This window comes from Yersinia enterocolitica (genome assembly GCA_002082245.2).
In the GTDB taxonomy this organism is placed as follows: Bacteria; Pseudomonadota; Gammaproteobacteria; order Enterobacterales; family Enterobacteriaceae; genus Yersinia; species Yersinia enterocolitica_E.
The window spans coordinates 1,059,268-1,071,800 of the sequence record NBTC02000002.1 but is presented as its reverse complement, the minus strand read 5'-3'; the positions used below and the strand labels follow the sequence as shown (position 1 = coordinate 1,071,800).

Below are 12,533 nucleotides of genomic sequence, written 5' to 3'. Positions count from 1 at the left end.
CTAACGTTTCTGGGCAATAAACGCATCTAAAAGCGGAACATCGGCGGGTGCCAGAGGGTAACGGTAAGCCTCCTCTGGTGCCAACCAGACCACTGCGGAGTGACAATGCAATGCTAGCTTGCCGCTGAAACTCTCAACGAGCCAGGCATGCAATCTGATGGTCTGTTTATCTGAATCCCATTGGTTGGTGGCGATATATCGGGTCACTGATGCCTCAATATTTAACTCTTCGGCCAGTTCACGTATCAGAGCCTGAGGTTGGTTCTCTCCCGCCTCAACTTTCCCTCCAGGAAACTCCCACAAACCGGCCTGATCACGGCATGAGTCCCGCTGAGCCAGCAGAATCTTACCATTTTGTTCAATAATGGCGGCGACAACATCAATCATTTTTTGTTTACCCAGCTTTGGTCGCGTATTGGTAAGTGGTAGGCCCATTTTGATAGGGCCTCCACTTATGTCATCAGAGCGCGAATTCAGACCATACTGGCGCGTGGTCTGAGGGTTTTTCCATGCCGCGAATTGCATAATCAATTCCTGTCGCAACGCAGCGGGTAGCCAGTGGCTGACTTGCCAACAATAAATCTATACGCAGGCCTCTATTCTCATCAAAACCACGGGAGCGATAATCAAACCACGAAAATTGATTGTTACACTCAGGATTAGCTGCACGGAATGTATCAACCAGCCCCCAGTTTTGTAAACGTTCCAGCCAGGCACGCTCTTCAGGCAGAAATGAACACTTACCTGTGCGCAGCCAACGTTTACGGCTCTCTTCGCCAATACCAATATCCAGGTCAGTTGGACTAATATTTAAATCCCCCATAATCAGTACCTGAGCATCTGCTGAAAGTTGTTGTTCCAGATATTGTTGTAAGTCAGCATAAAAACGCTCTTTTGCTGGGAATTTTATGGGGTGATCACGGCTTTCTCCTTGGGGGAAATAGCCATTAATAACAGTGAGAGGACCATTTGGCGTTGCAATATCAGCCATTATAATACGACGTTGAGCATCTTCTTCATCAGTAGGGAAGCCACGACGAACAGCCAATGGTTCATTTTTGGTTAACAGCGCCACACCATAATGACCTTTTTGCCCATGATAAAAAACGTGGTAACCATGCTGACTGACATCCTCAAGGGGAAACATATCATCATGTACTTTCGTTTCCTGAAGGCCGATAACCTCTGGTTGATGTTGCTCGATTATCGCCGCTAGTTGATGTGGTCGAGCACGTAGGCCATTGATATTAAAAGAGACAAACTTCATGGTTAGCACCGTTTATTCGATAAAAATGATTTCAGATATTAGCAGATACTGAATAAAAATGTAACGCACAGGTAAAGAATAAAGAAATTGGATAATACCGATTGATAACGAAAGTGAAATAAAATAATACCAATGAATTTAGTTGGTAATTCTATTTGCCATTTATAGCTATTAAAATTTAAGTCGCCATTCAGATATCTATTTATGCTTTAAATTAATTATCTGGAAGTGACCACTATTAAAATAAAACGTGAACGGTGGTTTTGTATTTGTAAATATCAATTGTAAATTCAAATTATATATTTTTTGTGAATGTAGTGCAGGGTTATTAGCGGTGTAACCACCTTGAAAGTTAAAGGGTGAAAATATCGTTTTTTTATTCTTTGCAATGGAGTTATTCATTTTAACTACCAGAGCTATCCGATTCCAGCTACGTATGTTAACTGATTTTGTAACGGGGTGGATAAAAAATAGTTATTAAATATCATAGAACTACGAATGGTTGTCTGTTAGAAATATGTGTAATGTTGAGATGCTAATAGACAGAGTCTTACAGTTTTTTCGTAAAAAACGACATCAAAGTATTAATTTCTACGCAGTAATAAATTTTTATAATTTACCTTTCAATTATTTTAAATGCAATTTATATAATAAACTTATTTAATGTTGAATGTTATCTACAGCTAGCCTTGTGCATGTTGACATGCCTGTCATTTTTTCTGATAAATTTTTACGCAAAGGATTAGTGAATTATGTTTCTATCTCGAAAGCTAGAGGCTTTTATGGCCGTAGTCGAAAATGGCTCGCTGAGTAAGGCCGCAAGGGTGATGAACAGGACTACACCTCCGGTAGCAAAGTCGATCAAAGACTTTGAAAATATAATAGGAAAAAAACTTTTTAAAAGAGAGAAATTTGGTATGAGTTTAACAAGGGATGGTGAGATTTTATATAATGATCTAAAAGATTTATATCAGCAAGAAAAAGAAATCACAAAAAAACACCTTACTGGGCACGTATCGAATGTCATCAATATTTACTACGATTGGGGTAAAAGTGAGAACTTGACAAAACTCTATCGGGAGGCAGAAAAGAATAACATTCAAGCTAATATAATTAAATTTTACTATGAAAATATTGATGAAATTGGAGACTATGATGGAAATTCACTTATCCTGTCATCAGAAAAAATCTCTAGCGAAAGATTTACGTTGTTAAATGAAGTGCCAGACAGTGGTTTCGGTATCTATGGACGCAAAGATATAATAAATGAAAGTCAAGATATTATAAATATTCTCCACAAGAATGTTTGGTTGTGCAACCCGACACTATATAGAAGTGACTTTGTTAAGAATCTTGAAGAATCAGTTAAAAAACAACATGATAAAGTTAGTGTTAGGCAGGTGGATAACCTGGCTTGCTGCCTAAACTTTATTTACTCTGGTCGCTATATATGTATTACAGATTCAATAATGGATGATTTTAATGGTGATTCTAAACTGGATTTTATAAATTTAGCCAGTTTTGAAAGTGAGAATAAGTTATATTTTTATAAATCACGCTCACATTCAAGTGTATTAAATAGACTTATTGAGTACATTCATACGATGGTATAAAACTATCTAGACTATTAGCCGGTTGTATCGCTACCCTCGGCGACCTTCCCTGATGGCAATATCTTTGATTTTTATTGTTTTTATTGGATTAGAATAACTCTAGGAGATGGTGGTGGGGGAAGGATTATTCGTCACTGCGTTCCTCACCCTTCGGGCCGCCGCTGCGCGTCGTTGTCTCGCTACGCTCGGCGCGAACCTTGTCGAAGGTTCTTACCTTCCCTGATGGTAATATCTTTGATTTTTATTGTTTTTATTGGGTTGGAATAACTCTAGGAGATGGTGGTGGGGGAAGGATTATTCGTCACTGCGTTCCTCACCCTTCGGGCCGCTGCTGCGCGTCGTTGTCTCGCTACGCTCGGCGCGAACCTTGTCGAAGGTTCTTACCTTCCCTGATGGCAGTATCTTTGATTCTTATTATTTTTATTGGGTTGGAATAACTCTAGGAGATGGTGGTGGGGGAAGGATTCGAACCTTCGAAGTCGATGACGGCAGATTTACAGTCTGCTCCCTTTGGCCGCTCGGGAACCCCACCACTGAATTTGTGGTTTTTATTACTAAGATACTTGGCCGTATCTGTGATGCTACCTTGTCGAAGGTTCTTACCTTCCCCTTAAATGCTCATCTCGATTTATTAATTTGCGGATAAGTTTAAAGTTCAAGGTAAAAATGGTGGTGGGGGAAGGATTCGAACCTTCGAAGTCGATGACGGCAGATTTACAGTCTGCTCCCTTTGGCCGCTCGGGAACCCCACCACTGGCCTAACTGCTTATCAATACTGTCTTGGTAAGCGGGGCGCATCATATCAAATGAAGCGCCCCTGTAAAGACTTGAAATGAAAAAAATAAGTTGTTCGGTGCTTTTTTGTTCTTGACGATGTTTATCTGGGCAAAAAACATCTGTTTATTGCGCGCTTACAGGATAACGGTGCGGTTACCGTAAACAAAAACACGTTGTGCTAAAACACGATACAGAGCACGGCTCAGAACGTTTTTTTCCACATCTCGCCCGGCTCGCATCATATCTTCAGCCGTGTACGAATGATCGACGTGAATAACATCTTGCATGATGATTGGGCCTTCATCCAGGCTATCGTTTACATAGTGAGCCGTGGCACCAATAATTTTCACCCCCCGCTCATAAGCCTGGTGATAAGGGCGAGCACCGATAAATGCAGGCAAGAATGAGTGGTGGATATTAATAATCTGGTAAGGGAAGTGTTGAACAAAGGCTGGTGTTAGCACCCGCATATATTTGGCCAGAACCACGTAGTCTGGTTGGTATTGTTCAATTTGCTCAATCAGACGTTGGTCATGTTGATCACGAGTCAAACCTTCGTGGCTGATGAGATGGAAAGGGATATCAAAGCGCTCCACTAAATTCTGTAGTGCATCATGATTGCCAATCACCGCCGCAATTTCAACATCCAGACCACCATAGGCACTCTTCATTAATAAGTCGCCGAGGCAATGTGCTTCTTTGGTGACCATAATGACAATACGGCGACGCCCTGCGGTATGTAATTCGCGGTTGGTGCCTTCGGGTAAAGCATCATCTAAGTCTGCCAGCAGGGTAGTATCGTTAAAAATACCTTCAAGCTCTGTACGCATGAAAAAGCGGCCAGTCAGATGATCAACAAATTCATTATTCTGCACGATATTCAACTGGTGCTTGTAACAAATATTGGTAATTTTTGCGATTAAGCCTTTAGCGTCAGGGCATATAGTGCGTAACACTTTCTTTTGTACATTCTGGTGTGGCATAAGGTGGTAAATCCTGTCTTAACAGTACTTGATGTTATGTAAATGTTTGATGCTACGGTCCGTAATGAAACGATTTTACTGTTAATGCCCGCAGCATTTCTTATATTTTTTCCCTGAACCGCAAGGACAGATATCATTTCTACCCACCGACGGCCGGACTCCGTCGATATAGTACCAGTGTTCTTTTATTCGAAGGAAGCGGGAACGTTCATGCATTGTGCTTATCTGCATATTATTTGGATCAGTAAAGCGGGCAATGAACTCAACAAAGGCTTCGTCATCATGACTGCCAGTAGTTTCTGCAATAACTGTTAATCCGTGCCATACAGTATTGGTGAAGCTTTGAATTATTCCATCTCGCCATTCTTGTGCCTTGCAGTCTGGATGCCAGGTTTTAATCAGATAGTCCGCATCCTTTTTTACATAGGCGCTATAGCGTGAGCGCATCAGTATTACAGGTTTGGCCGCAACTTGCGTGTTAAGGATATAAGGCGCACAGCATCGTTGATATTCAAAGCTGCTGCCACATGGGCACTGTTCTGACAAAATTTCTCCGAAAAACCAATAATGCCATCTTATCTGCGAATGAATGGTCAGCAACAGAAGAAGGCGGGCAATCAAATAGGGGCAAATAGGGCCTTATCTTACCTAATCACGGGATGAGGTTCAAAGTTGATAATTTTGCGCGGGATATGGGGTGAACTTAAGTTTTGTGATGTTGCTCACAAAAATAGTTGACCGGCGTTTCATTATGGAGTAACTTAATAACTGTGATGTGTATCACATAAAAATAATGATATTTACAGGAGCAACCCATGAAACTGATCAATAAAGTTATCGCTATGTTCGAAAAAATGAGTGTCTCATTTGGTACTATTAACGGTTAATTATTTCCTAAATAATCCGTAAGAATTCATAATATTCTGAGAAAGGTCGAGTTATAGTTAATAACACTATAGCCCACGAGAGCTAACGGTGAAATGACAGCATGTAACGCGATTATCTATTTATTGAATCTTATATTACTAGATAATATTAAATATTTTAATTTGTCTTAACTCCGAATATTTACTCTGAATAGCCACTACTATAGTGGCTATTTTGCTGTGTTATGTCGAGTGTCAAAGCAATAAAGTCAAAAATAGCAACGGTTACTGAATGAACTGAGTGCTACCTCTCTGTTTTATCTTTTACTTAGTGACAACTAGCCACTGTTTTTACCATATAGAAACTAAGTGGGTCGTATTGATAACAACCAAATTCAGACGTAAATTCAAAGCCTAATCGCTGGTACAGTTTTACCGCTTCAGGTTGATGAATCCCTGTCTCCAAATAAACATATTTTAAATTCAAAGAGATAGATTTTTCGAGCAGTGCTGTAACTAGCATTGACGCAATGCCATTACCTCGGCAGTCAGGGATGACAAAAACGCGCTTAATCTCAGGATATGTACTTTCGGGTTGGAAAAGAATGGCGCATCCCACAGCGCGACCTTGTCGTGTTGCAATATAAACGAATGTTTTTTTCTGAGCCATACTCTCAATCGACTCTGTATGATTACTTTCAGCCGGATAGAGTGCTTCTTGATACGCATCTAATTGAGCAATTAATGCAATAAGATCTGGATTAAATAGATCGGTTTGGCATATTTCAATATTCACAGTATATCCTTCCACTTACAGCCTATATCTTAGTAATGAAATGTAAACTATTTGTATCAATTTACCAGAAGGATAAATGTTAACTATAGTTCAATCAGTAGGGTTATAGCACTGGCGAGTAAATATGGATTTTTCCTCTGAGTGAGCGCTAAGTTGTTGCGTGCTAGCGTTAAGAGCCAAGCGGCAGTGTCGATAACAAAATCAGAGTCTGATTTATTTAGTTGAGCGGTAAAGTGCCAAATTGATCGAAAATGGACGAAATAAAAATGAGAAAAATTAAGATTGGACTGGCACTTGGCGCGGGTGCCGCGAAGGGATGGGCACATATCGGGGTCATTAACGCGCTAGGAAGAATGGGCGTCAAAGTTGATGTTGTTGCCGGTTGTTCGGTTGGTGCCTTGGTTGGTGCAGCGTATGCCAGTGATCACCTGAATGTGATGGAACGCTGGGTTCGTTCGTTTAAATATTGGGATGTTATTCGATTGATGGATTTCTCCTGGCGTCGTGGCGGATTACTGCGGGGTGAGCGGGTTTTTAATGCTGTAAACCAAATAATTGAAGTGCAGGACATTACTGAATGTAAATTGCCCTTTGGGTCTGTTGTAACCAACTTAACGACGGGCCGTGAGTTATGGCTTACTGAGGGGGATATTAAACAGGCAATTAGGGCTTCATGCAGCATGCCTGGATTGCTTTCTCCTGTCCGCTTCGGTAGCTATTGGTTGGTTGATGGTGCAGTAGTCAATCCTGTTCCTATTTCTTTGGCAAGAGCAATGGGCGCTGACATTGTGATTGCCGTTGATTTGCAACATGATGCACATCTGATTCGGCAAGATCTGTTTTCCTCACAATCATCTCCTGAAGGTAAACCCCCGGAGATGCCAGCAAGTTGGCATTTGCGCTTAAAAGCACGAATAACCAATATGTCAGGTAATCCAACGATGGCCGTTCCCAGCGCCATGGAGATAATGTCTACCTCAATACAGGTATTGGAGAACAGATTAAAACGTAACCGTATGGCAGGAGATCCTCCCGATGTGTTGATCCAGCCCTACTGCCCACAAATATCAATGCTGGATTTCCATCGGGCGGATGAAGCCATTGCCGCTGGACAATTGGCTGTGGAGAAAAATATAGAGCAGTTACGTCCTTTGGTAAGGGGCTGATGAGTAACAAATGTGTGTGAGTAAAGCAGTACGTAACAATTTCAGACAAGCACAAACAGCCATTTTGGGCCACTATTACGTTTAAGGTTAGCAAGAGAAGCAGTACATGGAAAAACCATTAGCAGGTAAAAATATTTTAGTCGTCGAGGACGAAACGGTCTTCCGTACTGTAATCACTGAGTTTCTAAGGGCACTCGGTGCGGCAGTCCAGCAGGCAGAAAATGGCCTGGAGGCGTTAGAGCAGATTAAGGTCCAATCACCTGACCTGATACTCTGCGATCTCGCTATGCCTAAGATGGGAGGGATCGAGTTTGTTGAGCGTTTACTCATGCAAGGAGTAAAGATCCCTATTTTAGTTATATCGGCTACTGATAAGATGACTGACATTGCTAAAGTCATGCGTATGGGCGTGAAAGACGTACTGTTGAAACCGATCGTGGATTTAAATCGGTTACGTGAAGCGGTGCTGGCATGCCTTTATCCCATACTGTTTACCTCTCATGCAATTGAAGAGACAGAACTTATTCAGGATTGGGATGCATTACGTAAGAATCCTCATGATGCAGCGCAGTTACTTAAGCAATTGCAACCACCGGCACAGCAAACCATTGCACACTGTCGGGTAAATTACCGGCAGTTAACGATGGTCGAGAAACCGGGATTAGTCCTTGATATCGCTGCATTATCAGATAAGGACCTGGCATTTTATTGTCTGGATGTCACCCGCGCCGGGGATAACGGAATTTTAGCCGCACTATTATTACGCGTGTTATTTAACGGGATTCTTCAAGAGCATTTGGCACATCAACAACAGCGTTTACCGCAGATGTCAACGTTACTTAAACAAGTTAACCAGTTACTAAGACGTACTCATTTGGATGGGCAGTTTCCTTTGCTCGTTGGTTATTATCATGTGGAATATAAAAATTTAATTCTGGTTTCGGCTGGTCTTCACGCGAATGTTAGTGCGGGTAAAAATCAGATTCAACTTAGTAATGGTGTGCCTTTAGGTACGTTAAAAACAGCACATTTAAATCAAATTAGTCAGCGTTGTGAAGCATGGCAATGCCAGGTATGGGGAGGAGGGAGTCGATTGAGGTTGATGCTTTCAGCCGATGAATAGTTTATATTTTGAAAGTATTACTCAATAAATAGTTCACGTAATTTATGTATCTTGCTCACTTATTCACTGCTATGACCCTCCAAGTCTCAATGGTTCTATAACGAATCTACGAAATAAACCTCATTTGTTTCAATCAATGAGTATGCCCGAGATGTAAGAAATATCGGTTGATATACTTTCCTCCTTACTTGTGGCTGAAAATTTTCAGTTAACTTTTATTATTCGCTGGCAATAAGGTTGGCTACCTCAGGCTAAATTAAGGTTAGGTCTTGATAATGGTCGGCGGTGTGTCTCTTATCGAATTCCAACTTGAGGATTGATTGCATGAAAGTGACGGTTTTTGGTATCGGTTATGTAGGACTGGTTCAGGCAGCAGTACTTGCCGAAGTTGGTCATGATGTCCTGTGTATCGATATCGACGCAAACAAAGTTTCCGACCTACAAAAAGGCCGTGTCGCTATTTTTGAACCAGGATTAGCGCCATTGGTAAAAGAAAACTACGACGAGGGCCGGCTTCGATTTTCAACAGATGCCGAAGCCGGTGTTGCTCATAGCACGATTCAGTTTATTGCGGTTGGTACTCCTCCTGATGAGGATGGTGCGGCTGACCTTAAATATGTGTTAGACGTTGCCAGCACTATTGCGAAATATATGGATGCGCCTAAAGTTATTATCGATAAATCAACTGTGCCAGTGGGTACCGCGGATCAAGTGCAGCAAAGGATTAAAGCGATTTTACAGCAACGTGGACAAGATATAGCTTTCAATGTGGTATCGAACCCTGAATTCTTAAAAGAAGGCGCTGCTGTTGCTGACTGTAAGCGGCCTGAGCGTATCGTTATCGGAATTGATACTGATGATAATGGTGTGATTGATTTAATTAGCGAACTATACGAGCCATTCAACAGAAATCATGACCGCATGTTAATTATGGATGTCCGCAGTGCAGAACTGACCAAATATGCAGCAAACGGTATGTTGGCAACCAAAATCAGTTTCATGAATGAAATTGCTAATATCGCAGAGCGGCTCGGTGCCGATATCGAAAAAGTACGCCAAGGTATTGGCTCAGATTCTCGCATTGGCTACCATTTTATTTATTCTGGTTGTGGCTATGGCGGTTCCTGTTTTCCAAAAGATATCCAAGCATTAATTCGTACCGCAGAAAATTGTGGCTATCAGCCGCAACTGTTGCGTGCAGTGGAGAGAATCAATAACGAACAAAAGTGTAAGTTAACTGAATTTATTCAATACCATTTTGATTCGCAGCTTGCAGGGAAAACATTTGCACTCTGGGGATTAGCATTCAAACCCAATACAGATGATATGCGAGAGGCCCCCAGTCGGATTTTGATGGAGGCTTTATGGCGTGCTGGCGCTATTATTCAAGCTTATGATCCAGAGGCAATGGATGAAGCTCAGCGTATTTATGGTGCAAGGGATGACCTAAAGTTAATGGGGACAAAAGAATCAGCGCTACAAGGGGCGGATGCTCTGATTATTTGTACTGAGTGGCAGAATTTTAGAGCACCTGATTTTGATATGATCAAGCTCCGATTAAAACAGCCGGTTATCTTTGATGGGCGTAATTTGTACGATCCAGAACGGTTAAATAGCCGAGGTTTTACCTATTATGGGATTGGTCGGGGTACATCGATTAATCGAGCGTAATAAGTTCTAAAGATGATTTTATGTGTTGGGTACAAAACTTAATTAGTTTCTGTTTTGTGCTCAATCTTCATGCCGTAGGGCGGGGGTGACACAACTCTTTCACTCCAAGATTCTCATATATCACAATATTATGGGAAATTTAGTCAGTTATATCGATTATTGTATTGTTATAAATTAGCAGAGCATTCTTATAGATTTACAAGCACAGTGATAACTAAGGGGTATTTATCGAATGCGATATGTTTAGGTTAGGTGCTCCTTGGCAATTGTATGTTAATTCAACAGCCGTATTGATAAGGATTTCAACTATGATTGCAGGGCAAGAGGGAGGTAAAAAAATACCCCCCGTATAATAGGAGGGTACTTTTATCATAATAGTAAATTAACTAATACTATTACAGCAGGAAATCATCCAGTGATTTACCTTCGTCTTCAATGGCTTTCTTAATCACTGCTGGAGTACGGCCTTGGCCTGTCCAGGTTTTAGTTTCGCCATTCTCGTCTACATACTTATATTTAGCTGGGCGTGCAGCACGCTTAGCTTTAGTTGTAGCTTTAGTTGCACTCATAGTTTGCAGCAGTTCATTTGGATCAATACCGTCTGCAATAAGCATTTCACGGTATTGGCTCAATTTACGTGTGCGTTCTTCAATTTCAGCTTGTACTTGAGAATCTTCTTCGCGGCGTTCGTTAACGACCACTTCAAGCTTCTCCAGCATTTCTTCTAAAGTTTCAAGAGTGCATTCACGCGCTTGTGCACGCAGAGTACGGATGTTGTTAAGAATCTTTAACGCTTCGCTCATTGTCCTGGTCTCAAATTATAATTGGTGGGGGGGCGTCTGGATAATAATAGAGTGCTATTTTAATTTCTGCAATAGACAATTTGATTAGCATCCTCGAATTTACGTATTTTATTAGCGAAAAGTTGCTGCTTGCTACTAATAAGCGATGGCGGTTTGTTATTCTCCGTAGTGTTTTTAACGTAAAAGTTCATTTTGCTCGCTAATGACCCTACGCGAAAACATGATTTTCTCACTAAGTTATAAGTTTGCTTTATATCAATAAAGCAAAAATAGACGACTTATCGTGCTAGCGTGTGCAATAACTGATCATGCAAAAAGTGCGATATTGATATAGCTACGATGAAAGATTGAGTAAGGGAAAAGCATGCTGTATTGGTTTTGTCAGGTTCTGACAATATTTGTTATCACTATTTTACCAATTAACCATGGTAATACATTACTTGTATCATTAATGAACCAATCGCGGTACATCCTATCCGACCCTATTGCTATCCCACTCACCTAATCTGGTTAATGTTCAAGCAGCATACGTTCGCTGTATCAATATTGTGAGATTGGTCATGTAATGTACCTAATAATAGCAAGGTGCTTCAAATGAAAGTGTCGGCAGCTACATTAACGCTACCATTACTTAATATAGAAAACAGTAATATAGAGAAGTAGTCTGCTCCTCGTTAAGTCTGAATTTATGATAAACTTGATACTCGTTGTCATTGTGACCATTTATTATACCACTGGAGTTACGGGCCCATGGCTCAACTTTATTTTTATTACTCTGCGATGAATGCAGGGAAATCCACCGCGCTGTTGCAGTCTTCTTATAACTACCAAGAGCGGGGCATGCGTACCTTGGTGTTTACAGCAGAGATAGATAATCGCTTTGGTGTCGGGACTGTCAGTTCGCGTATTGGCCTGTCCTCACAGGCGCTGCTTTATAATAGTGGAACTTCACTATTATCCATTATTGCCACTGAGCATCAGGAAAAGCCTGTTCATTGTATCTTGCTAGATGAATGCCAATTTTTGACCAAAGAGCAAGTTCAGCGATTGTGTCAGGTGGTGGATGAACTGCATATCCCGGTATTGTGTTACGGTTTGCGTACCGATTTTCTCGGCGAACTATTTCCCGGTAGCAAATATTTGTTGTCGTGGGCTGACAAATTGGTTGAACTGAAAACAATTTGTCATTGTGGCCGCAAAGCAAACATGGTGCTGCGGTTAGACGAACAAGGCAGAGCTGTGCATGACGGCGAACAAGTCGTTATTGGTGGTAACGAAAGCTACGTTTCTGTTTGTCGCCGCCATTATAAAGAGGCGATTAAAGCGGCTTCTCTCCAAAATCCTTCCTAGATACTCATTGTCCACCAAGGATGCCTCACGGGATTTCTTATTGAAGCTGTGGGGTAACCAACCTTTTGCTGAGTTTACGCCATATTAAGCCATACAGCTTTATCCCTCGTATTTATGC

General features: G+C 41.3%; 11 protein-coding genes, 2 tRNA genes, 2 other RNA genes and 1 pseudogene. 5 read left to right on the top strand and 11 right to left on the bottom strand.

The window, feature by feature from the left end:
- Together A6J66_006280 and A6J66_006275 are read right to left on the bottom strand one after the other, a co-directional pair.
- On the bottom strand, positions 1-387 hold the full coding sequence (locus tag A6J66_006280) for a (deoxy)nucleoside triphosphate pyrophosphohydrolase (GenBank protein ID PNM26910.1): 387 nt from the start codon (positions 385-387) through the stop codon (positions 1-3).
- A 73-nt stretch (positions 388-460) separates the two neighbouring features.
- Positions 461-1,267 carry an exodeoxyribonuclease III gene (locus A6J66_006275; protein ID PNM23841.1) on the bottom strand — a complete coding sequence of 269 codons (807 nt, stop codon included), beginning with the start codon at positions 1,265-1,267 and terminating at the stop codon, positions 461-463.
- A 752-nt stretch (positions 1,268-2,019) separates the two neighbouring features.
- Between A6J66_006275 and A6J66_006270 the strand changes: the two genes are divergently transcribed.
- Positions 2,020-2,880, top strand: a complete 861-nt coding sequence (locus A6J66_006270) for a LysR family transcriptional regulator (GenBank protein PNM23840.1) — start codon at positions 2,020-2,022, stop codon at positions 2,878-2,880.
- Positions 2,881-2,987: 107 nt separating this feature from the next.
- Here A6J66_006270 and A6J66_006265 read toward each other — a convergent pair.
- The 7 genes from A6J66_006265 to A6J66_006235 all read right to left on the bottom strand — a co-directional run bounded on the left by A6J66_006265 (position 2,988) and on the right by A6J66_006235 (position 6,302).
- Positions 2,988-3,114: non-coding RNA, RtT sRNA (locus A6J66_006265), on the bottom strand.
- 43 nt (positions 3,115-3,157) lie between these two features.
- Positions 3,158-3,284, bottom strand: a non-coding RNA gene (locus A6J66_006260) — RtT sRNA.
- Between the two features lie 43 nt (positions 3,285-3,327).
- Positions 3,328-3,412, bottom strand: a tRNA-Tyr gene (locus A6J66_006255).
- 135 nt (positions 3,413-3,547) lie between these two features.
- Positions 3,548-3,632: transfer RNA gene (locus A6J66_006250), tRNA-Tyr, on the bottom strand.
- Between the two features lie 159 nt (positions 3,633-3,791).
- Positions 3,792-4,640, bottom strand: coding sequence for a formyltetrahydrofolate deformylase (gene purU / locus A6J66_006245; GenBank protein ID PNM23839.1), 849 nt, complete (start codon positions 4,638-4,640; stop codon positions 3,792-3,794).
- Positions 4,641-4,721: 81 nt separating this feature from the next.
- Positions 4,722-5,186, bottom strand: a complete 465-nt coding sequence (locus tag A6J66_006240; GenBank protein PNM23838.1) for a hypothetical protein — start codon at positions 5,184-5,186, stop codon at positions 4,722-4,724.
- Positions 5,187-5,834: 648 nt separating this feature from the next.
- A complete protein-coding gene (locus tag A6J66_006235; GenBank protein ID PNM23837.1) occupies positions 5,835-6,302 on the bottom strand; it encodes an N-acetyltransferase in 468 nt (155 codons plus the stop codon).
- A gap of 266 nt (positions 6,303-6,568) precedes the next feature.
- Here A6J66_006235 and A6J66_006230 point away from each other — a divergent pair, with 266 nt between their 5' ends.
- The 3 genes from A6J66_006230 (at position 6,569) to A6J66_006220 (ending at position 10,262) form a co-directional block, all read left to right on the top strand.
- Positions 6,569-7,468 (top strand): patatin family protein, encoded by a 900-nt coding sequence (locus A6J66_006230; GenBank protein PNM23836.1) that lies wholly within the window; start codon positions 6,569-6,571, stop codon positions 7,466-7,468.
- Between the two features lie 106 nt (positions 7,469-7,574).
- Positions 7,575-8,591: a two-component system response regulator RssB gene (locus A6J66_006225; protein PNM23835.1), complete on the top strand. Its 1,017-nt coding sequence runs from the start codon at positions 7,575-7,577 to the stop codon at positions 8,589-8,591.
- 324 nt (positions 8,592-8,915) lie between these two features.
- Positions 8,916-10,262 (top strand): UDP-glucose/GDP-mannose dehydrogenase family protein, encoded by a 1,347-nt coding sequence (locus A6J66_006220; GenBank protein PNM23834.1) that lies wholly within the window; start codon positions 8,916-8,918, stop codon positions 10,260-10,262.
- 395 nt (positions 10,263-10,657) lie between these two features.
- On the opposite strand, the gene A6J66_006215 is transcribed toward A6J66_006220, so the two are convergent.
- On the bottom strand, positions 10,658-11,065 hold the full coding sequence (locus A6J66_006215) for a DNA-binding transcriptional regulator H-NS (protein ID PNM23833.1): 408 nt from the start codon (positions 11,063-11,065) through the stop codon (positions 10,658-10,660).
- A gap of 510 nt (positions 11,066-11,575) precedes the next feature.
- Positions 11,576-11,855 (bottom strand): annotated as a pseudogene (locus tag A6J66_006210) (hypothetical protein).
- Here A6J66_006210 and A6J66_006205 point away from each other — a divergent pair.
- Positions 11,816-12,415 carry a thymidine kinase gene (locus tag A6J66_006205; protein ID PNM23832.1) on the top strand — a complete coding sequence of 200 codons (600 nt, stop codon included), beginning with the start codon at positions 11,816-11,818 and terminating at the stop codon, positions 12,413-12,415. The pseudogene A6J66_006210 and the gene A6J66_006205 sit on opposite strands and share 40 nt — an antisense overlap.
- The last annotated feature ends 118 nt before the right edge of the window (positions 12,416-12,533 follow it).